19 protein-coding genes and 1 pseudogene are annotated in these 20,339 nt (G+C 69.9%); 11 read left to right on the top strand and 9 right to left on the bottom strand.

From position 1 onward, the window contains the following. The first annotated feature begins 259 nt into the window (after positions 1-259). Positions 260-850, top strand: coding sequence for an N-acetylmuramoyl-L-alanine amidase (locus ACWCQ1_RS41490; RefSeq protein WP_451028793.1), 591 nt, complete (start codon positions 260-262; stop codon positions 848-850). Between the two features lie 22 nt (positions 851-872). Next, on the top strand, positions 873-1,766 hold the full coding sequence (locus tag ACWCQ1_RS41485) for a 1-aminocyclopropane-1-carboxylate deaminase/D-cysteine desulfhydrase (protein ID WP_451028792.1): 894 nt from the start codon (positions 873-875) through the stop codon (positions 1,764-1,766). A 7-nt stretch (positions 1,767-1,773) separates the two neighbouring features. Here the strand turns inward: ACWCQ1_RS41485 and ACWCQ1_RS41480 are convergent, their stop codons facing one another. Beyond that, positions 1,774-3,369, bottom strand: a complete 1,596-nt coding sequence (locus ACWCQ1_RS41480) for a Na+/H+ antiporter (RefSeq protein ID WP_208780968.1) — start codon at positions 3,367-3,369, stop codon at positions 1,774-1,776. Between the two features lie 62 nt (positions 3,370-3,431). Between ACWCQ1_RS41480 and ACWCQ1_RS41475 the strand changes: the two genes are divergently transcribed. The 3 genes from ACWCQ1_RS41475 to ACWCQ1_RS41465 all read left to right on the top strand — a co-directional run bounded on the left by ACWCQ1_RS41475 (position 3,432) and on the right by ACWCQ1_RS41465 (position 5,510). Further along, the gene (locus ACWCQ1_RS41475) at positions 3,432-3,692 is read left to right on the top strand and encodes a UBP-type zinc finger domain-containing protein (protein WP_133044572.1); all 261 of its coding nucleotides are present in this window, start codon (positions 3,432-3,434) and stop codon (positions 3,690-3,692) included. A 259-nt stretch (positions 3,693-3,951) separates the two neighbouring features. Beyond that, on the top strand, positions 3,952-4,365 hold the full coding sequence (locus ACWCQ1_RS41470) for an ATP-binding protein (protein ID WP_004925829.1): 414 nt from the start codon (positions 3,952-3,954) through the stop codon (positions 4,363-4,365). 17 nt (positions 4,366-4,382) lie between these two features. Then, complete coding sequence (locus tag ACWCQ1_RS41465) at positions 4,383-5,510, top strand: RNA polymerase sigma factor SigF (RefSeq protein ID WP_133044571.1); 1,128 nt, start codon at positions 4,383-4,385, stop codon at positions 5,508-5,510. A 10-nt stretch (positions 5,511-5,520) separates the two neighbouring features. Here the strand turns inward: ACWCQ1_RS41465 and ACWCQ1_RS41460 are convergent, their stop codons facing one another. After that, on the bottom strand, positions 5,521-5,970 hold the full coding sequence (locus tag ACWCQ1_RS41460; protein ID WP_358594065.1) for a hypothetical protein: 450 nt from the start codon (positions 5,968-5,970) through the stop codon (positions 5,521-5,523). A 170-nt stretch (positions 5,971-6,140) separates the two neighbouring features. Here ACWCQ1_RS41460 and ACWCQ1_RS41455 point away from each other — a divergent pair, with 170 nt between their 5' ends. Further along, on the top strand, positions 6,141-7,109 hold the full coding sequence (locus tag ACWCQ1_RS41455) for a diacylglycerol/lipid kinase family protein (protein ID WP_133044569.1): 969 nt from the start codon (positions 6,141-6,143) through the stop codon (positions 7,107-7,109). Positions 7,110-7,427: 318 nt separating this feature from the next. Then, positions 7,428-7,685 carry a WhiB family transcriptional regulator gene (locus ACWCQ1_RS41450; RefSeq protein ID WP_006142322.1) on the top strand — a complete coding sequence of 86 codons (258 nt, stop codon included), beginning with the start codon at positions 7,428-7,430 and terminating at the stop codon, positions 7,683-7,685. A gap of 188 nt (positions 7,686-7,873) precedes the next feature. Here the strand turns inward: ACWCQ1_RS41450 and ACWCQ1_RS41445 are convergent, their stop codons facing one another. The 3 genes and pseudogenes from ACWCQ1_RS41445 to ACWCQ1_RS41435 all read right to left on the bottom strand — a co-directional run bounded on the left by ACWCQ1_RS41445 (position 7,874) and on the right by ACWCQ1_RS41435 (position 11,256). After that, positions 7,874-9,340 carry a sensor histidine kinase gene (locus tag ACWCQ1_RS41445; protein ID WP_133044755.1) on the bottom strand — a complete coding sequence of 489 codons (1,467 nt, stop codon included), beginning with the start codon at positions 9,338-9,340 and terminating at the stop codon, positions 7,874-7,876. Positions 9,341-9,706: 366 nt separating this feature from the next. Then, positions 9,707-10,127, bottom strand: a pseudogene (locus ACWCQ1_RS41440) (TetR/AcrR family transcriptional regulator); the annotation flags it as partial. A gap of 58 nt (positions 10,128-10,185) precedes the next feature. Then, entirely contained in the window at positions 10,186-11,256 is a 1,071-nt protein-coding gene (locus tag ACWCQ1_RS41435; RefSeq protein WP_358594068.1) for an SIS domain-containing protein, read from the bottom strand. Between the two features lie 225 nt (positions 11,257-11,481). Between ACWCQ1_RS41435 and nagB the strand changes: the two genes are divergently transcribed. Continuing rightward, complete coding sequence (gene nagB, locus ACWCQ1_RS41430) at positions 11,482-12,267, top strand: glucosamine-6-phosphate deaminase (protein ID WP_451028791.1); 786 nt, start codon at positions 11,482-11,484, stop codon at positions 12,265-12,267. Positions 12,268-12,414: 147 nt separating this feature from the next. On the opposite strand, the gene ACWCQ1_RS41425 is transcribed toward nagB, so the two are convergent. From ACWCQ1_RS41425 to ACWCQ1_RS41410, 4 genes are all read right to left on the bottom strand, one after another. Continuing rightward, a complete protein-coding gene (locus ACWCQ1_RS41425; RefSeq protein ID WP_358594072.1) occupies positions 12,415-13,902 on the bottom strand; it encodes a glycoside hydrolase family 3 protein in 1,488 nt (495 codons plus the stop codon). 8 nt (positions 13,903-13,910) lie between these two features. After that, positions 13,911-14,768: a carbohydrate ABC transporter permease gene (locus tag ACWCQ1_RS41420; RefSeq protein WP_133044565.1), complete on the bottom strand. Its 858-nt coding sequence runs from the start codon at positions 14,766-14,768 to the stop codon at positions 13,911-13,913. Further along, a complete protein-coding gene (locus ACWCQ1_RS41415) occupies positions 14,765-15,757 on the bottom strand; it encodes a carbohydrate ABC transporter permease (protein ID WP_133044564.1) in 993 nt (330 codons plus the stop codon). Before ACWCQ1_RS41415 ends, ACWCQ1_RS41420 begins: the two co-directional genes overlap by 4 nt. A gap of 100 nt (positions 15,758-15,857) precedes the next feature. Continuing rightward, positions 15,858-17,138: an extracellular solute-binding protein gene (locus tag ACWCQ1_RS41410; protein ID WP_133044563.1), complete on the bottom strand. Its 1,281-nt coding sequence runs from the start codon at positions 17,136-17,138 to the stop codon at positions 15,858-15,860. A gap of 307 nt (positions 17,139-17,445) precedes the next feature. Here ACWCQ1_RS41410 and ACWCQ1_RS41405 point away from each other — a divergent pair, with 307 nt between their 5' ends. The 3 genes from ACWCQ1_RS41405 (at position 17,446) to mctP (ending at position 20,248) form a co-directional block, all read left to right on the top strand. After that, positions 17,446-18,210 carry a GntR family transcriptional regulator gene (locus tag ACWCQ1_RS41405; RefSeq protein WP_358594077.1) on the top strand — a complete coding sequence of 255 codons (765 nt, stop codon included), beginning with the start codon at positions 17,446-17,448 and terminating at the stop codon, positions 18,208-18,210. 158 nt (positions 18,211-18,368) lie between these two features. Next, on the top strand, positions 18,369-18,623 hold the full coding sequence (locus ACWCQ1_RS41400; protein WP_356949488.1) for a DUF3311 domain-containing protein: 255 nt from the start codon (positions 18,369-18,371) through the stop codon (positions 18,621-18,623). Continuing rightward, positions 18,620-20,248 carry a monocarboxylate uptake permease MctP gene (gene mctP / locus ACWCQ1_RS41395; protein WP_451028790.1) on the top strand — a complete coding sequence of 543 codons (1,629 nt, stop codon included), beginning with the start codon at positions 18,620-18,622 and terminating at the stop codon, positions 20,246-20,248. Before ACWCQ1_RS41400 ends, mctP begins: the two co-directional genes overlap by 4 nt. Positions 20,249-20,339 lie beyond the last annotated feature (91 nt).

Below are 20,339 nucleotides of genomic sequence, written 5' to 3'. Positions count from 1 at the left end.
CGCCGCATTGCGATCTGCACGGCCAGCCTTCCATCACGGAGTGTGGCGGTGCTATTACACGAAAGAGCGGGGTTGGATCTTCGGATCGGTGGGCACAAAGGAGGCTTTCGTCAGCAGCCCGCCCGGCGCGCGGAATGGCCGGATTCGTTCGGCGGCGACGAGCACGATGCGTAATCACGCACTCACTTTAGGTAAGAGGCCCTGGCACAGGCGGTCGCGTCGGGCGGTCGTCGGCACGGCACGTACGAAGGAGGCGGTCATGGCCTCACCCATGTCCGCGGGCGCTTTTCGGGCGGGGCTCCTGGCGGAGGGCCTCACCGTCGTCGAGGTCGACGACTGGGAACATCACAACCGCAATCACAAGGGTCCGTGGGGCCCGGTGCACGGGGTGGTGATCCACCACACGGCCACCAGCGGCAGCGAGCGCACGGTCGAGCTGTGCCGCGACGGCTACGCCGGCCTGCCCGGCCCCCTCTGCCACGGGGTCATCACCAAGGACGGCACGGTCCACCTCGTCGGTTACGGCCGCGCCAACCACGCGGGACTGGGCGACGACGACGTGCTGCGCGCGGTGATCGCCGAGAAGGCGCTGCCGCCCGACAACGAGGCGAACACCGACGGCAACCGCCACTTCTACGGCTTCGAGTGCGAGAACCTCGGCGACGGGCACGATCCCTGGCCCCGGGCCCAGCTGGAGGCCGTGGAGAAGGCGGCGGCAGCGGTGTGCCGGCACCACGGCTGGACGGAACGCTCGGTGATCGGCCACCTGGAGTGGCAGCCGGGCAAGGTGGACCCGCGCGGCTTCACGATGGCGTGGCTGCGCGAGCGCATCCGGGACCGCCTGAAGTGACGCACCGGGTCACAATGGAGCCGTGACCGGCCTCGACACCCTGCGACCACGCCTCCCCTCCCCCCTGCAGGAACTGTCGGACCCCCGTTTCGACCGCCGTGGCCTGCGTCTTCTCCTCAAGCGGGACGACCTGATCCACCCGGAGCTGATCGGCAACAAGTGGCGCAAGCTCGTGCCGAACATCGAGGCCTGCGGCGGACGGCCGCTCGTCACCTTCGGCGGGGCCTACTCCAACCACCTGCGGGCCACGGCGGCGGCCGGGCGGCTCCTCGGGCTGCCCACCGTCGGCGTGGTCCGCGGGCAGGAACTGGCCACCCGTCCCCTCAACGCCTCGCTCGCCCGGTGCGCGGCCGACGGCATGCGGCTGCACTTCGTCGACCGGTCGACGTACCGCCGCAAGACCGAACCGGACGTCCTCGCGCGCGTGCTGCGCGCGGCGGGCGCGGAGGACGCGTACGTGGTCCCGGAGGGCGGCAGCAACGCGGAGGCGGTGCGCGGCTGCCGGGCCCTGGGCGAGGAGCTGCGCGGGCAGGCGGACGTGGTCGCCCTGGCCTGCGGCACCGGCGGCACCCTGGCGGGCCTGGCCGCAGGCCTGTCCCCCACCCAACGCGCCCTCGGCATACCCGTCCTCAAAGGCGGCTTCCTCACCGCCGGCATAAGAGCCCTCCAGCAGCGGTCCTTCGGCGGCCCCCGCGGCGACTGGACCCTGGACGAACGCTTCCACTTCGGCGGCTACGCGCGCGTGCCCACCGAACTCGACGCCTTCGCCGAGGACTTCGAGGAACGACACGACGTGGCGGTGGAGCGCCTGTATGTCGCCAAGTTGCTCCATGGACTTGTCGTCCTGGCGGAGGAGGGGGCGTTCCCGCGCGGGACGACGATCGCGGCCGTGATCACCGGGCGGCCCCTCCCGTAGCGTCCGTCTACGCCGTCTCCCGATAGGCCGCCGCCTCCTCCAGGTCCAGGCGCCGCAGCAGTGTGCGCAGCATCTCGTCGTCGATGTAGCGGCCGTCGCGCAGCCGTACGAACATCGCGCGCTCGGCACCGATCATCTCCCGCGACAGGCGGCGGTAGGTGTCGTCGACGGACTCGCCGGTGACCGGGTTGGTCTGGCCCAGGCGCTCCCAGACGGCGTTGCGGCGGCGCTCCAGGACCTGGCGGAGGCGGTCGGCGAGGGGCGGCGGGAGGGTGTTGCGCTCGTCGGTGAGCAGTTCGTCCAGGCGCTGCTCGGCGACCCGGGAGGCCTGCGCCTGCGCGTTGGCCTCGGCGAGGGTCTCGGCCTGCGCGTCCTTGGCGGGGAACCGCACCAGGCGGATCAGCGGGGCCAGGGTGAGGCCCTGCACCACCAGGGTCCCGATGACCGTCGTGAAGGTCAGGAAGAGGATCAGGTTGCGCTGCGGGAAGGGGCCGCCGTCGTGCACGGTGAGCGGGATCGAGAAGGCGATGGCCAGTGAGACGACACCGCGCATCGCGGCCCACGAGGTGACGATCGGGCCTCTCCAGGTGGGGTTGTCCTCGCGTTCCCTGATCCGCGAGGACAGCATGCGCGGCACGAAGGTCCCCGGATACACCCAGACGAACCGGGCCAGGACGACCACCAGGAAGACGGCGAGCGCGTACCAGGCGGCGTCGACGCCCCGGTAGTCCCCGAGGCCCTTGAGCACGACCGGCAGCTGCAGCCCGATGAGCGCGAAGACCGCCGACTCGAGCACGAACGCGACCATCTTCCACACCGCCTCCTCCTGGAGCCGGGTGGCGAAGTCGACCTCCCACGCGCGGTGCCCGATGTAGAGGGCGACGACCACGACCGCGAGCACACCGGAGGCGTGCACCGCCTCGGCGACGGCGTAGGCGACGAAGGGGATCAGCAGCGACATGGTGTTCTGCAGCAGCGCCTCCTTCACATGCGTGCGCAGCCAGTGGATCGGTGCCATCAGCACCAGTCCGACCACCACACCGCCGACCGCGGCCAGCAGGAACTCGCCGATGCCGCCGATCCAGGACGCGCCCTCGCCGACGGCGGCCGCGACGGCCACCCGGTAGGCGGTGATCGCGGTCGCGTCGTTCAGCAGGGACTCGCCCTGCAGGATCGTGGTGATCCGGGAGGGCAGCCCGACCCGCCGGGCGACCGCGGCCGCCGCGACCGCGTCCGTCGGCGCCACGACCGCCCCCAGCACCAGCGCCGCGGGCAGCGGCAGCCCCGGTACGACGAGATAGGTGACCCAGCCGACGACGAACGTGGCGAACAGCACGTACCCCACCGACAGCAGCGCCACCGGCCGCACGTTCTTCCGCAGGTCGAGGTACGAGCTCTCGACCGCCTCCTTGTGCAGCAGCGGCGGCAGCACCAGCGGGAGCACGATGTCCGGATCGAGCGTGTAGTCGGGCACCCCCGGCACGTACGACACCACCAGCCCCACCGCCACCAGCCACAGCGGCGCCGGCACCGGAGTGCGGCGCGCGGCCGCGGCGACCGCGGTGCTGCCCGCCACCAGCAACAGCAGTGGCATCACGTCCATCGTCCTCGCCCACCCTCGTTTTTCCGCGCGGCCCTCCGCGCGGGCGTCGTAATCTGGCAATCATGAAACAGTGCACGCACGCCGAAGCGCTGCCGCTCCCGGAACCCGGTCCGCTCAGCGAGACGTGCCTGGAGTGTCTGCGCGACGGCACGCACCCGGTGCAGCTGCGGCTGTGCCTCACCTGCGGCCACGTCGGCTGCTGCGACTCGTCGCCGAACCGGCACGCGACGGAGCACCACAAGGACTCCGGCCACCCGATCATGCGCACGTTCGAGCCCGGCGAGAACTGGCGTTGGTGCTTCGTCGACCACGTACTTGTGTGACCCTGGACGCCAGGGTTCCAGGACGGTTCGACCGTCTGACGTCTGGGTACGTCAACCCGGCGCGCCTTCTTCCCATTGGGAGCCGCAGACCCCTAGACACGGAGCGTGTCCACAGTTTTACTGTGAGTGACGGCAAGAGGTCGGGGTCCTGGGGACAGGAAAGTTGAGAGCGCGATAGCGTCACCGCTGAACCACACGTCGCGTTACCCCGGGGGGCGACCCTCGGCCCCGTAAAGCTTGTACCACCATGGAGGTGAGGGTGTCCCAGATCGCAGGCGAGCCCGCGACCCAGGACTTCGTGGAAGTCCGGCTGCCGGCCGCGGGTGCCTACCTGTCGGTGCTGCGTACGGCCACAGCCGGCCTCGCGGCCCGTTTGGACTTCACCCTCGACGAGATCGAGGACCTGCGCATCGCGGTCGACGAGGCCTGCGCGATCCTGCTGCAGCAGGCCGTGCCCGGCTCGGTGCTCAGCTGTGTCTTCCGGCTCGTCGACGACTCCCTCGAGGTCACCGTCTCGGCCCCGACCACGGACGGTCACGCCCCCTCGCGGGACACCTTCGCCTGGACCGTGCTGTCCGCTCTCGCGGGCAAGGTCTCCTCCGCCGTGGACGAGGACAAAACCGTTTCGATCAGCCTCTACAAACAGCGCGGCGCGGGACCCGGGCCGGCGTGAGGACAGGGGACGGGCCGGTGCGTGACGAAGAGCGCGGCACACGGGAGCTGCCGGCCGAGGGCACAGGCGGGTCCCGTCACACGGGGGAGCCCGTCGGCGACAGGGCCGGCATCGAGGTCACGGCGGGCATGGCCGGCATCCCCGAGCAGGCCCGGCCGCATCCGGAGGAGGACGCCGGCCCAGTGGCGGCGACCGGCTTCCTGGACGACGGCGGCCGGCGGGATCGGGAAGGCGCCGCGCCTGGCACCCCTGCGGACGGGCCGAACGGGATCACCCCGGCCCCGCCGCAGGCGAGGGCTGGGCGAAGGACAACGGGCGGGACGATGAGCGAGCACGAGCGAGACGAGCAGCAGGACGCGCAGAGCGTGCAGCAGGCCACGCAGCACGACGCACAGGACCGCAGCGGAGCGCGCGCGATGTTCGTCGAACTGCGTGGGCTGAAGGACGGCAGCCCGGAGTACGCGGAGCTGCGCAACAAACTGGTCCGTATGCACCTGCCGCTGGTCGAGCACCTCGCGCGCCGCTTCCGCAACCGCGGCGAGCCGCTGGACGACCTCACCCAGGTCGCCACCATCGGCCTGATCAAGTCCGTCGACCGCTTCGACCCGGACCGCGGGGTGGAGTTCTCGACCTACGCGACCCCGACGGTCGTCGGCGAGATCAAGCGCCACTTCCGCGACAAGGGCTGGGCGGTGCGGGTGCCACGGCGCCTGCAGGAGCTGCGCCTCGCGCTCACCACGGCCACCGCGGAGCTGTCCCAGCAGCACGGCCGCTCCCCGACCGTGCACGAGCTCGCCGAGAAGCTGGCGATCTCGGAGGAGGAGGTCCTGGAGGGCCTGGAGTCGGCCAACGCCTACTCGACGCTGTCCCTGGACGTCCCCGACACCGACGACGAGTCCCCGGCGGTCGCGGACACCCTGGGCGCCGAGGACGAGGCGCTGGAGGGCGTCGAGTACCGCGAGTCGCTCAAGCCGCTGCTGGAGGACCTGCCGCCGAGGGAGAAACGGATCCTGCTGCTGCGCTTCTTCGGGAACATGACCCAGTCGCAGATCGCGCAGGAGGTCGGCATCTCCCAGATGCACGTCTCCCGGCTGCTGGCCCGCACCCTGGCCCAGCTGCGGGAGAAGCTGCTGGTGGAGGAGTAGCCCTACGGCACTACTGCTTGCCGTCCTGGGCGCGGCCCGGACCCTTGATCCCGAGGGCCTGGGTCGTCACGGGGTTGACCAGCAGCACCAGGGCGGTGACGGCGATGACCGCCAGCGCGATCCCGGCGGGGATCGCCACGCTGTCGGCCTGCAGCAGGTTGTAGGCCACCGGCAGCGCCATGACCTGGGTGATCACGGCCGGCCCCCGGCTCCAGCTCCTGCGCGCCAGCAGTCCGCCCGCGGCCAGCAGGGGCAGCAGCGCCAGGACGAGCAGGGTGACGCCGCCGGTGACGGCGGAGCCCCGGTCGTCCGGGGAGCCCACGAGGCCCTCCACGAGCATCCAGACGCCCCCGACGGTCAGTGCGAGCCCTTCCAGCCCGGCGAGCGCGGCGGCGTACGTCAGGCGCCGCGGGCGGGGGCCGGTGTCTTCCTCGGTGGCGGGGGTCTTCTCACTGGTCACCCCTGAAGGGTAGCCCTGGGGAGGCCGGTCGGCGCGGGGGCGGGCCCGGGGGACGCAGGCCCTCTCGGCGGGGTTGAGCCGGCCCCGGGTGGCGAGACTCACGCCCCTCCTCTTACCTGATCCCTACCTCGCGCTGTGCCCGGTACCAGGCAGTAGGTACGCTGCAACTCATGCGTGCACTCCTCGTGGTCAACCCGGCGGCAACCACCACCAGCGCACGCAGACGCGACGTGTTGATCCACGCGCTGGCGAGCGAGATGAAGCTCGAGGCGGTCACCACCGAGTACCGCGGCCACGCACGCGACCTGGCCCGGCAGGCGGCCGACAGCGACGACATCGACCTCGTGGTGGCCCTCGGCGGCGACGGCACGGTCAACGAGGTCGTCAACGGTCTGTTGCACGCCGGCCCCAATCCGGACGGCCTGCCCCGCCTCGCCGTGGTCCCGGGCGGCTCCACCAATGTCTTCGCCCGCGCCCTGGGCCTGCCCAACGACGCCGTCGAGGCGACGGGCGCCGTGCTGGACGCCCTGCACCAGGGCAGCGAGCGCGCGGTCGGCATGGGGCTGGCCACGGGGACGCCGGGGACCGAGGACGAGTCGGTGCCCGCGCGCTGGTTCACCTTCTGCGCGGGGCTCGGTTTCGACGCCGGCGTGGTCGGGCGAGTGGAGCAGCAGCGCGAACTGGGTAAGAAGTCCACACACGCCCTTTACCTGCGCCAGGTCGCCCGTCAGTTCCTGCAGGAGCCCCACCGGCGGCACGGCACCATCACGCTGGAGCGGCCCGGCGAGGAACCGGTGACCGATCTGGTGATGTCCATAATCTGCAACACGTCGCCCTGGACGTATCTGGGCAATCGTCCGGTGTACGCGTCGCCTAAGGCTTCGTTCGATACCGGGCTCGACGTACTCGGCGTCAGCCGCATGTCCACGGTCACGGCTGCCCGGTATGCCACGCAGTTGCTCACTTCGTCCCCCGAGCGGGGACCCCATGGAAAGCACGTCGTGTCCCTGCACGACCTGGACGGGTTCACCTTGCATTCGAAGGCGCCTCTCCCCCTTCAGATGGACGGCGACCACCTCGGACTGCGTACGAGCGTGACGTTCACAGGCGTACGCCGTGCACTGCGTGTGATTGTGTGAGCAGAAGGGGCTAAAGTCCTTTCACTCGAACGTTTAGGCCAGGGTCCACCCCATGGAAGTACGGCTGTGACCTAGTCGACACCGAGGAATCAAAAAAAACTTTCCGGAAGGGGTTGTATCCGCCGCTGAGGTTTGCGAGTCTCTACGTGGCGATCGGGACAGCCCGCAACACCGGCATCCACAGATCACCGGAACCCCTCTTCAATCTCAGGACCACGCCGGGGAGACTCGGCGGTCGGCCCTTCACTTGTTGAGGGATTCGTGAAAGCGTTCACATTCACAAGCACCTGCACGTAATACCAAGGAGAGGTAGCAGCCATGGACTGGCGTCACAACGCCGTTTGCCGCGAGGAAGACCCCGAGCTCTTCTTCCCCATCGGCAACACCGGTCCTGCGCTGCTGCAGATCGAGGAAGCCAAGGCCGTCTGCCGTCGCTGCCCCGTCATGGATCAGTGTCTGCAGTGGGCGCTCGAGTCCGGTCAGGACTCCGGCGTCTGGGGTGGTCTCAGCGAGGACGAGCGCCGCGCCATGAAGCGCCGCGCCGCCCGCAACCGGGCCCGTCAGGCCTCCGCCTGACGCACCCGCCCCGCGACAGCCTGAGCTTGGCGGCGCGTACAGCGAGTACGCATCTCCCGCCCCCGAGCCGCAGCGCGCAGTATCCCCGGTGCGCCTAGTAATAGAGCAGCAACGAGCGACTGGCCCTGGATCCCCCCGGATCCGGGGCTTTTTGCTGTGCTCGCCGCTTACCCGCGGACTACTGCGGACTACTTGTGCGCCCGCACCGGTACGTCGAAGATCACCCGGGTCCCCCGCTCCGGCGCCGGCACCATGTCGAACGTGCCGCCCAACTCGCCCTCCACCAGGGTCCGTACGATCTGCAGGCCGAGGTTGCCGGCGGTGTGCGGGTCGAAGCCCTCGGGCAGACCGACGCCGTCGTCCTGGACGGTGACCAGGAGGCGGGCCTCCTTGGTGGTGCCGCCGCGGACGGCGGAGACCTCGACCGTGCCGGTCTCGCCCTCGCGGAAGCCGTGTTCGAGGGCGTTCTGCAGGACCTCGGTGAGAACCATCGACAGCGGGGTGGCGACCTCGGCGTCCAGGATGCCGAAGCGGCCGCTGCGGCGGCCGGTGACCTTGCCCGGCGAGATCTCGGCGACCATCGCGAGCACCCGGTCGGCGATCTCGTCGAACTCCACGCGCTCGTCGAGGTTCTGGGAGAGCGTCTCGTGCACGATCGCGATCGACCCGACCCGGCGCACCGCCTCCTCCAGGGCCTCCCGGCCGCGGTCGGACTCGATGCGGCGGGCCTGCAGACGCAACAGGGCAGCCACGGTCTGGAGGTTGTTCTTCACCCGGTGGTGGATCTCCCGGATGGTGGCGTCCTTGGTGATCAACTCGCGCTCGCGGCGGCGCAGTTCCGTGACGTCCCGGAGCAGGACCAGCGAACCGATGCGGGTGCCCTTGGGTTTGAGCGGGATCGCGCGGAACTGGATGACCCCGTCGTGGGCCTCGATCTCGAACTCGCGGGGCGCCCAGCCGCTGGCCACCTTGGCGAGCGCCTCGTCCACCGGGCCGCGGGTCGGGGCGAGTTCGGCCGTCGTCCGGCCGAGGTGCTGGCCGACGAGGTCGGAGGCGAGGCCCATGCGGTGGTAGGCGGACAAGGCGTTCGGGGAGGCGTACTGGACGATGCCGTCCGCGTCGAGACGGATCAGGCCGTCGCCCACGCGGGGGGCGGCGTCCATGTCCATCTGCTGGTTCGCGAAGGGGAAGGCGCCGGCCGCGATCATCTGCGCGAGGTCCGAGGCGCTCTGCAGGTAGGTCAGTTCGAGCCGGCTCGGGGTGCGCACGGTGAGCAGGTTGGTGTTGCGCGCGATGACACCGAGGACGCGCCCCTCCCGTCGCACCGGGATCGACTCGACCCGGACCGGGACCTCCTCCCGCCACTCGGGGTCGCCCTCGCGCACGATCCGGCCCTCGTCGAGCGCCGCGTCCAGCATCGGGCGGCGGCCGCGCGGGACGAGGTGGCCGACCATGTCGTCCTGGTAGGAGGTGGGCCCGGTGTTGGGCCGCATCTGGGCGACGGAGACGTACCGGGTGCCGTCGCTGGTGGGCACCCACAGGACGAGGTCGGCGAAGGAGAGGTCGGAGAGCAGCTGCCACTCCGAGACCAGCAGGTGGAGCCACTCGAGGTCGGAGTCGTCGAGGGCGGTGTGCTGGCGGACCAGTTCGTTCATGGAGGGCACGGGTGCGAGCGTACCTGGCGGTATGTGGGTGGCCGAAAAGCGGCCTGAGAACACCCGCGGGCCGCGGCGCCTGGGAGGGACCCTCAACCCTCCCGGCACCGCAGCCCGGAGCAGCATCGGCCGCGGGCTGTGCGGTCCCGGTCGGCCGAAGGTCGAGGAGCCGGGGCAGTCAGGGCAGAGAGCTCCGGTTCCTCGGTCCGTCCTCCTGTGCGGGGAGGGCGGAAGTTCGCTTCAATTGTGGACTAGACCACTGTGCGTGTCCATGCGTTGGAGCCTGTTGGTTGTTGTTATTTCCCGACCGGCTCTACGGCTACTGGGACGCCCTGTTGTCCATCACGCAGCCTAACCCGTGTGGGTTCATGTGCGGGGCCAGATGGACATGGCAATTTCGGCAAGACCTGCCGACCGCTCCCGGCTCACCCCGTCCCGCTGTTGTTGCGGCATGCCCTGGATCATCGCGTACGGCTCTCGAACGCGGCGACGTCGGCGTCGCGCCGCGCGCGCAGTAACTCCTCGACCTCGGGGGCGGTGCAGTTGGCGGCCGAGTGGAGGACGCGGCAGCCGTACGGGCGGCCCGGCGTCGCCGGGTACGCGGCTGCGGCCCGGCGCCAGGTGGGCAGCTGGGCCTCCCGCAGCGCCCGCTCGACGGCCGCCCGGGCGGTGGGCTCCTCGGCGAGCGCGCGGCCGGTGAAGGCGCCGTGGCGGGCCCGGTGGACGGTCACGATCTCGTCGACAGCGCGCGTTCGTCGCCGAAGACGGCGTACAGGCTCGGGGCGCCATGCTCGTCTCGACGCAGTCCACCATGGCCGGACTGTACTGCGGGTACCGGCGAAGGGTCAGTGGGTCTCCGTCACCTTCGCCAGGGCGCGGGGGGCGTCCGGGTCCTGGCCGCGGGCGATGGTGACCTCGTAGGCGAGGAGCTGGAGGGGGATGATCTCCAGGATCGGCTGGACCTCCTCGGCGACGCCCTCGGTGGGCAGCACCAGACCGGCCGAGGCCCGCTCGACCTGCTCCCGGGGACCGACGACGAAGAGATCGGCGCCGCGGCCGCGCAGCCGGTCCAGGACCGGCTGGAGGGCCTCGCCGCCCTTGCCGTCGGTGACCACCGCGATGACCGGGGAGACGTTGTCGACCATGGCGAGCGGGCCGTGCAGCAGGTCGGCGCCGGAGTAGGAGAGAGCGGGGATGTAGCTCGTCTCCATCAGCTTCAGCGCCGCCTCCTTGGCCGTGGGATAGCCGTAACCGCGGGAGGTGATGACCATGCGCTCGGCGAAGCGGTAGCGGGCGGCGAGGGCGCGGACCTCGTCCTGCCGGGCGAGCAGCTGCTCGGCGAGGTCCGGGAGCACCTTCGCCGCGCCGCCGTCGCCGCCGTGCAGTCCCTCGACGAAGAGGTAGAGGGCGAGGAGGGAGGCGGTGTACGTCTTGGTCGCCGGGAGCGCCTTCTCCGGTCCGGCCATGATGTCGACGTGGTACTCGGAGACGCCGGCCAGCGGTGAGTCGGGGTTGTTGGTGACGGCGAGGGTGATCGCGCCGGCCTCGCGTGCCGCCCGGGTCGAGGCCACCAGGTCAGGGGAGCCGCCGGACTGGCTGACGGTGATCACCAGGACGTCCGTGAGGTCGGGGCGGGCACCGTACGCCGTGGTGGTGGACATCGAGGTCAGCCCGCAGGGCAGGCCGAGGCGGATCTCCAGCAGGTACTTGGCGTACAGGGCGGCGTTGTCGGAGGTGCCGCGCGCGGTCAGCAGGACGAACCGGGGCCGGCGGGCGGCGATCTCCTGGGCCACCTGCCGGATCGCCGGGGCGCCCTCGTCCAGGATCCGCCGCAGTACGGCGGGCTGCTCGGCCATCTCACGGGCCATGATCCGGCCCGGGACGTCGGTCTGCGGCTCCGGTGGCGTGGCGGTCATGGTGGTTCCTCCTGGATCGGGCTGCGCTGCGGTACCCATTGCACTCCCCCGGCCCCCATGGTGCCCGTCCGGCGCGTGAACGGCTCCCGAGCGGGCGGTTTCAGGGTTCGGACGACCTGGGCCGCGGGATCCCGCTCTGTTAGATTGACCCCGCACAGATTGGTCTAAACCACATAGTCCAAACCGCATAGTCCTTCACGGTCCTTCAGAACGGCAGGCCCCAGCGTGGAAGTTGTCATCGTTCCGGACGCCAGGTCGGGTGGCGAGCTCGTCGCCGAGGCCATGGCACGGCTGTTGCGGCGCAAGCCGGACGCGCTGCTCGGCGTGGCCACGGGGTCGACTCCGCTGCCCGTGTACGAGGCGCTGGCGGCCCGGGTGCGCACCGGTGCCGTGGACGTCTCACGGGCGCGGATAGCGCAGCTCGACGAGTACGTGGGCCTGCCGGCCGAGCACCCCGAGTCGTACCGTTCCGTGCTCCGGCGCGAGGTGCTGGAGCCGCTCGGCATCGGCATGGAGGCGTTCCTGGGGCCCGACGGGACGGCCGAGGACGTGCAGGGCGCGTGCGACGCGTACGACGCGGCGCTGGCGGCGGCCGGGGGCGTGGACCTGCAGTTGCTCGGGATCGGGACCGACGGGCACATCGGCTTCAACGAGCCGTGCTCCTCGCTGGCCTCGCGGACGCGGATCAAGACGCTGACCGAGCAGACGCGGGTGGACAACGCGCGGTTCTTCGACGGGGACGTCGAGGCGGTGCCGCATCACGTGATCACGCAGGGCATCGGGACGATCCTCGAGGCTCGGCATGTGGTGCTGCTCGCGACGGGGGAAGGGAAGGCGGAGGCGGTCGCCGCGACGGTGGAGGGGCCGCTTGCCTCTGTGTGTCCGGCGTCGGCGTTGCAGATGCATCCGCACGCGACGGTGGTTGTGGATGAGGCCGCTGCTTCGAAGCTGAAGCTGGCGGACTACTTCCGGCACACGTATGTGAACAAGCCGGACTGGCAGGGGATCTGACGGTTTGTTGCGGGGTGCGGGTCGGTGGGGGCTGGTCGCGCCCACGCGGCGGAGCCGCATATCGATACAGTGCCGCGCCCCTGAGGACGTTGCAGGCGCCGGGCCATGAGAAGGGCCCGGCGCCTGAATCGTCTCGAGAACCGTGAGCTACTCCCCCGCGATGATCTCCGCCGCCGCTCGGCCGCAGACTCGGGCCGCGCCGTGGGTGGCTATGTGGAGGGTGCCTCGGGGTGGGGCCTGGGGGAGGCCCATTTCGACCACGATGGTGTCGGGGCGGGTGCGCAGGACGGTGTCCAGGGCCCTCCCCATCCAGGGGTGGCGGTGTTCGTCGCGGACCACCGCCACGATCCGGCGCCTGCCGGCCGCCGCCAGGGTGGCCAGGCCGGCGTCCTCTCCGGCGAACGTTCCCGTTTCGGTGCCCGGGAGCAGCCGGGAGAGTTCCGCGGCCACGCCCCAGGGCGTCTCCTCGCCCACGGCGATGTTGGCGACCGGGGTGAGGGCGGCAACGTAGGGCGGTTCGGTGAGGGGCGTGAAGGGCTGGGCGGACGTCAGCCTGAGGGCGCGGCGGGCCGCGCGCAGGCCCGCCTCCTCGTCGGCCGGCGGCCTGGCGTCGGCGGCGCCTGCCGCGGCCGTCCAGCGGGCCAGGGTGCGTACCCGTTCCGCCGCGTCCGCCAGGCGGGCCTCGGGGAGTTCGCCGGTGCGGACCGCCGTGACCAGGGCGTCGCGCAGCCGCCGTACCGTCTCGTCGTCGGCGAGGCCGCCGCCCACACAGATCGCGTCGGCGCCGGCCGCGATGGCCAGGACGCTGCCGCGCTCGATGCCGTACGTGGCCGCGATCGCCCGCATCTCCATGCCGTCGGTGACGATCAGCCCCTCGTAGCCGAGTTCGCCGCGCAGCAGCCGGGTCAGGACCGGGCGGGACAGGGTCGCGGGGCGGACCGGGTCGAGGGCCGGGACCAGGATGTGGGCGCTCATGACGGCCCGGGTGCCGGCGGCGAGGGCCGCGCGGAACGGGGCGAGTTCGCGGGCCGAGAGCACCTCGGCGGACACGTCGATGCGCGGGAGCGCGTGGTGGGAGTCGACGGCCGTGTCCCCGTGGCCCGGGAAGTGCTTGGTGCAGGCGGCGACCCCGGCGGACTGCAGGCCGGTGACGTAGGCCGCCGTGTGCCGGGCCACCAGGTCGGTGTCGGCGCCGAAGGAGCGCACGCCGATGACCGGGTTCGCGGGGTTGGAGTTGACGTCGGCGGAGGGGGCCCAGTTGAGGTTCACCCCGCAGACGGCGAGGCGGCGGCCCAGTTCGGTGGCGACCTGCCGGGTCAGTTCCACGTCGTCGACCGCGCCCAGCGCGTTGTTGCCGGGGAAGGAGGAGCCGGTGCGCACCTCCAGGCGGGTGACGTCACCGCCCTCCTCGTCGACGGCGACGAGCACGTCGTCCCGCTCGGCGCGCAACTGCGCGGTCAGGGCCGCCAGTTGTTCGGTGGAGGCGATGTTGCGGCCGAAGAGGCCGACGGAGGCGAGGCCCTCCCCGAGGCGGCGCAGCAGCCAGTCGGGGGCGGTGGTGCCGGTGAAACCCGGTTGCAGGACCGTGAGGGCGTCGCGGGTCAGGGTGTCGGAGCCGCTGGCGATTGTCGTCATCGGGGGCGTTATCCCTTCACGGCGCCCGCGGTCAGGCCCGCGGCCATCTTGCGCTGGACGAGGAGGAAGAGGGCGACGATCGGCACGGCCATCATGGTGGCGCCGGCCATCATCGGGGCGTACTCGGTGCCGTGTTTGGTGGTGAAGTTGCCGAGCCAGACGGTCGCGGTCTGGTGCTGCTGGCTGAGCAGCATGAGGGCGTAGATGTACTCGTTCCAGGCCTGGATGAAGGCGTAGACCGAGGTGGCGACCATGCCGGGGGCCAGCAGCGGGAAGACCACGCGGATGAAGGCGCCGGTGCGGGAGCAGCCGTCGACCATCGCCGCCTCCTCCAGTTCCCGGGGGATGTTGACGATGAAGCCGCGCAGCGTCCACACCGTGAAGGGGAGGATGAAGGTCAGGTACGTGATGATCAGGCCCGAGAGCTTGTCGTACTGCTTCAGGTCGTTGAGGAGCAGGAAGACCGGGATGATCATGGCCACCAGCGGGACCATCTGGACGGCGAGGATGCCGATGATGACGACCTTGCGGCCGCGGAAGGCGAACCGGGAGATGGCGAGCGCCGCCAGCAGGCCGACGACCATGCCGATCACCACGACCGACAGCGAGACGATCAGGCTGCGGCCGACCGGGCCCCAGAAGTCCGCGATGTCCAGCGCCCGGCGGAAGTTGGCCAGGGTGAAGCCGGTCGGGAAGAGGCTCGGGTCGGGGTCGATGGTGTCCTTGGCCGGTTTGATGGCCGTGTTGAGCATCCAGTAGACGGGGAAGCCGGCGGTCAGGAAGACGAGGAGACCGAGGAGGTTCCAGCCGAGCTTGGACTTGCGGGGCCGCCGCCCCGTGGTGATCGCACCGCTCATGCCGGTCATTCCACGTCTCCGATCTTCAGCATCTGGCGCATGTACACGGCGACCACGCCCAGCAGCAACAGCACGGTGATCAGGGCGATCGCGGAGCCCTGCGCGTAGTCGTTGACCTGGAAGGCGCGGTCGTAGGAGTAGGTCGTCAGGAGCTGGAACTCGTCCTCGGGATGGCCGTCGCGCATCACGAAGACCTGCGGGAAGACGCCCATGTCCCAGATCACCGACAGGGTCGTGAGCATCACGATGATCGGCTTGAGGATGGGCAGGGTGACGTACCGGAAGACGCCCCAGGAGCCCGCGCCGTCCAGCCGGGCCGCCTCCTCCAACTCCGCCGGGACCTGGGTGAGTCCGGCGCTGAGGGTGATGACGACGAAGGGCACGGCGCCCCACACCACGAGCAGCATGATGACGGCCAGGCCCTGCGGGCCGCTCGCGAACCAGTTGTGGCCGATCAGCTCCACCCCGGGCAGCTTGCTGAGCAGCGCGTTGAGGATGCCGTAGTCGCTGTCGAACAGCCACTTGAAGACGGTCGTGGCGACGATGATCGGCATGCCCCAGCTGGCCACCAGCACGATGTTGACCAGTGTCTTCACCCAGCCGGAGACGCGCTGCAGCAGCAGCGCGACCAGCATGCCGAGGACCATCGTGAAGATGACCGACCCGGCGGCGAAGATGATCGTGCGCAGCACGACCTGCCAGAACTGGGTGTCGCCCAGCACCCCGGTGAAGTTGGCGAACCCGACCCATTCGGCCGGCTGGAAACCCCACAGCTGGGACTGCCCGAACTTCTGGAAGGACAGGGTGACCAGGCGGACCATGGGGTAGCCCATGACCAGGGCGAGGATCAGCAGACAGGGGGCGAGCAGCAGCCACGGTGTGGCCGCGCCGCCCGAGTTGCGGCCTCTGCGTGGCGCGTCCGGGGCGGACGGTGGTGACGGCGGCGCCTGCCGCGGCGGCGGCACCTTGGCAGGGGTGGTCGTGTCTGCGGCACTCATCGCGCGCTCCTCAGCGGTCCCTCAGGTCGTACGGTCGTACGAGAGGCAGGGCCCCCGCCCCGGACGTATGCCCCGGGGTCGAAAGGGCCCTGCCCTCAGGTCACTTGGTGTTGATGACCTTGTCGATCGCGGCGTCCGCGGCCTTCGCGGCGGCCTCGACCGACTGCTTGCCGGTGCCGATGCTCTGCAGCATGGTCTGCAGCACCTGGGCCTTCTCGACCTGGCCCCAGCCGGGCGCCATCGGGACGAACCAGTTGGACTCGGCCGCGGTGGCCGGGACCGCCGTCGCGGGGTCGTTCTTCAGGGTCTGGAGGTCGGTCTTGTTGTTGGGCAGGTTGCCCTTGGCCATCAGGCCCTTCTGACCGGAGGGGCCGGTGAAGGCGTTGATCCACTCGGCGGCGACGCCCTGCGCCTTGGACTTGACCGGGATGGCGAGGTCCGAACCGCCCAGGAAGACGGGCAGGTTCTTGCCGGACGGACCCGGCATCACGAAGTTCTCGAGGTTGTTCTTCAGCTTGCCGGTCTTGTCGTTCTTCGGGTCGGCGGAGGTCGCGCCCTCCCAGGCGGCACCGAAGATCATGCCGGACTTGCCCTGGCCGTAGACGATGTAACGGTCGGACTCGTCCTTGGTCTTGTCACCGTGCATGTACTTGTCGATGACGTTCTTGAACTCGGTGAGGCCCTTGACGGACTCCGGCGAGGAGAGGTTGCCCTTCCACTGGCCGCCGTCCTGCTTGGCTATGGAGCCGCCGGCGTCGTAGACGAAGGACATGGCCGCGTACCAGTCACGGGTGGGCTGGTACCAGGCGGAGAACTTGTTGCCCTCCTTCGCCTGCACCTTGTCGAGGGCGGCGGTGAGTTCGGCGTACGTCTTCGGCGTGGACTTCACGCCCACCGAGGCGAAGAGGTCCTTGCGCCAGTTGCCGACCCGGCCACCCGCGTAGTACGGGACGCCGTAGGTCTTGCCGTCGTACGTCACCGAGGCCTTCAGGCCGTCCAGCCAGGCGGAGGAGTTGGTGAACTTCGCGGGGTCGACGGGGGCGAAGGCGCCCTTGACCATGTAGCTCAGCATCTCGGTGTTGCCCATCTCGACCACGTCCGGCACCTTGTCGGTGGCCAGGACCGCGTCGAGCTTGGTGTTCTTGTCCGGCCAGCCGTAGTACTCGTGGTTGATCTTGATGCCGGGGTGGGCCTTCTCGACGGCCGCGTCGGCGGCCTTCACGAGGTTGGGCCAGTTGTTCTGGGCGTCGACGGTGAGCCAGACCGTCAGCTCCTTGGCGTCGGAGCCGGACGTCGAGCTCTTGTTGTCGCTTCCCCCACACGCAGCGACCGAGACCATCATGCCCGCGATACCGATCGCGGCTGCCAGCTTGCGCTTCACGCCACCCTCCTCAGGGATGCCCACACCTCCCCGCCCATACGCCGGGACCTGAACCAATGGTGTAGACCAGTACCGGGAGCTTGGACCAGACCACGAAGCCTGTCAAGAGTGCTCGAAAAGGCTCTGACCAGCCGTTATGCGACCTACATATGCAGGAACCTTTAAGTAAGAAGGCAGCGAAAACAGCGGCGGCGGAGTAGTCTCGTCCGCTAGACCACTTGGCTCTGTGGACTAGACCAAAACAGGTGGCGACGGTATACAGAGGGGATCACGACGTGACCCACGTCCGGAGCCGGGAAGGCAGACCATGAGTACCGACGTCAGCAGTGCGGAGCACGAGGGCGGGGCAGGCGTCCGTACGGCGCGCGTGCCCAAGTACTACCGCCTGAAGAAGCACCTGCTGGACATGACGGAGACACAGTCGCCCGGCACACCGGTACCGCCCGAGCGCACCCTCGCCGCCGAGTTCGACACCTCCCGCACCACCGTGCGGCAGGCGCTGCAGGAACTGGTCGTCGAGGGGCGCCTGGAACGCATCCAGGGCAAGGGCACGTTCGTCGCCAAGCCGAAGGTCTCCCAGGCACTGCAACTGACCTCCTACACCGAGGACATGCGCGCCCAGGGCCTGGAGCCGACCTCCCAGCTGCTGGACATCGGCTACATCACCGCCGACGACCGGCTCGCCGGGCTCCTCGACATCACGGCCGGCGGCCGGGTGCTGCGCATCGAGCGGCTGCGCATGGCCAACGGCGAGCCGATGGCCATCGAGACCACCCACCTCAGCGCCAAGCGCTTCCCGGCCCTGCGCCGGTCCCTCGTCAAGTACACGTCTCTGTACACGGCGTTGGCCGAGGTGTACGACGTCCATCTCGCCGAGGCCGAGGAGACCATCGAGACCTCGCTGGCCACCCCGCGCGAGGCCGGCCTGCTCGGCACCGACGTGGGCCTGCCGATGCTGATGCTCTCCCGCCACTCCCTGGACAGGGACGGACAGCCGGTGGAGTGGGTGCGGTCGGTGTACCGGGGGGACCGGTACAAGTTCGTGGCGCGGCTGAAGAGGCCCGTCGACTGAGTAGAAGGGGGCGGGGGTTCCACCCCCGCCGCGGGTCTTCACGGAATCGACATACCGATATCCCGACGCGGTCTTCCACTGCCGTGACGCCGTGACCTACATTGCCTGCGCGTTGCACATGTGATCACTGGGCGATCGTTAGGGGACGGAGCCGCCGTATGTCCGAAGTACCCGAAGTGAGACCACCGGTGGTGACCCCGGTCCGCGTGATCATCGCCATCTGCCTGCTCGCACCCTTCGTGGCGATGCTGTGGGTCGGCTCCTACGCCAAGACCGACCCGGAGTTCATCGGCATCCCGTTCTTCTACTGGTACCAGATGCTGTGGGTGCTGGTCTCCACGGCGCTGACCATGACCGCGTACAAGCTGTGGCAGCGTGACCAGCGCGCCCGCAAGGGGGGTGCGGGCAAGTGAAGGACGGTGTGAACGGCGTCGCGCTCGGCGTCTTCATCTTCTTCTTCCTGGCCGTCACGGCCATGGGCTTCCTGGCCGCTCGCTGGCGCAAGGCCGAGAACGAGCACAGCCTCGACGAATGGGGCCTGGGCGGACGGTCGTTCGGCACCTGGGTCACCTGGTTCCTGCTGGGCGGCGACCTGTACACGGCGTACACCTTCGTCGCCGTTCCGGCGGCGATCTACGCGGCGGGCGCGGCCGGCTTCTTCGCCGTGCCGTACACGATCCTGGTCTACCCGCTGATCTTCACGTTCCTGCCGCGCCTGTGGTCGGTCTCGCACAAGCACGGGTACGTGACGACCTCCGACTTCGTGCGCGGCCGCTTCGGCTCCAAGGGCCTGTCGCTGGCCGTGGCGCTGACCGGCATCCTCGCGACGATGCCGTACATCGCGCTCCAACTCGTCGGCATCCAGGCCGTGCTGGACGTCATGGGCGTGGGCGGCGGTGAGAACACCAACTGGTTCGTGAAGGACCTTCCGCTCCTGATCGCCTTCGGTGTGCTCGCGGCCTACACCTACTCCTCCGGCCTCCGGGCCCCCGCCCTGATCGCGTTCGTGAAGGACACGCTGATCTACATCGTCATCGCGGTGGCGATCATCTACATCCCGATCAAGCTGGGCGGCTTCGACGACATCTTCGCCAAGGCGGGCCACGCGTTCGCCCAGACCAACCCGGCGACGGGCAAGCCGCGCGGCGCCCTGGCACCGGCCGAGCCCGCCCAATGGACGTACGCCACGCTGGCGTTGGGCTCGGCGCTCGCGCTCTTCATGTACCCGCACTCGATCACCGCGACGCTCTCCTCCAAGAGCCGTGAGGTGATCCGCCGCAACACCACGATCCTGCCGCTGTACTCGCTGATGCTCGGCCTGCTCGCGCTGCTGGGCTTCATGGCCATCGCGGCCGGGGTCAAGGTCACCAACGGGCAGCTGGCGATCCCGCAGCTCTTCGAGAACATGTTCCCGAGCTGGTTCGCCGGGGTGGCCTTCGCGGCGATCGGCATCGGCGCGCTGGTCCCGGCGGCCATCATGTCCATCGCGGCCGCGAACCTCTTCACCCGCAACATCTACAAGGACTTCATCAAGCCGGACGCCACGCCGAAGCAGGAGGCCCAGGTCTCCAAGATCGTGTCGCTGCTGGTGAAGGTCGGCGCGCTGGTCTTCGTCCTCACCATGGACAAGACGGTCGCCATCAACTTCCAGCTGCTGGGCGGCATCTGGATCCTGCAGACCTTCCCGTCCCTGGTCGGCGGCCTCTTCACCCGCTGGTTCCACCGCTGGGCCCTGCTCGCCGGCTGGGCGGTCGGCATGGTCTACGGCACGGTCGCGGCGTACGGCGTGGCCTCCCCCACCCAGAAGCACTTCGGCGGCTCGTCGAAGGAGATCCCGGGTATCGGGGAGATCGGCTACATCGGCCTCACGGCCTTCGTCCTGAACGTGGCGGTGACGGTGATCCTGACCTTCGCCCTGAAGGCGCTGAAGGCCCCCGAGGGCATCGATCAGACCAGCCCGGAGGACTACACGGCGGACGCGGGCGACCCGGGGGTGGAGGTGGAACTTCCCCCGGCGACGGCGGGGACCTCGCGCTAGGTCGTTTCTGATGGCTCTTGGACGGTGTCTCGGAGCCAGATGACGATCGCGGTGACGGTCAGAGTGCCGTTGAAGATGTAGTCACGTTTGT

The organism is Streptomyces sp. NPDC002144, from assembly GCF_053593695.1.
This window is presented reverse-complemented; position numbering and strand designations above follow the sequence as displayed.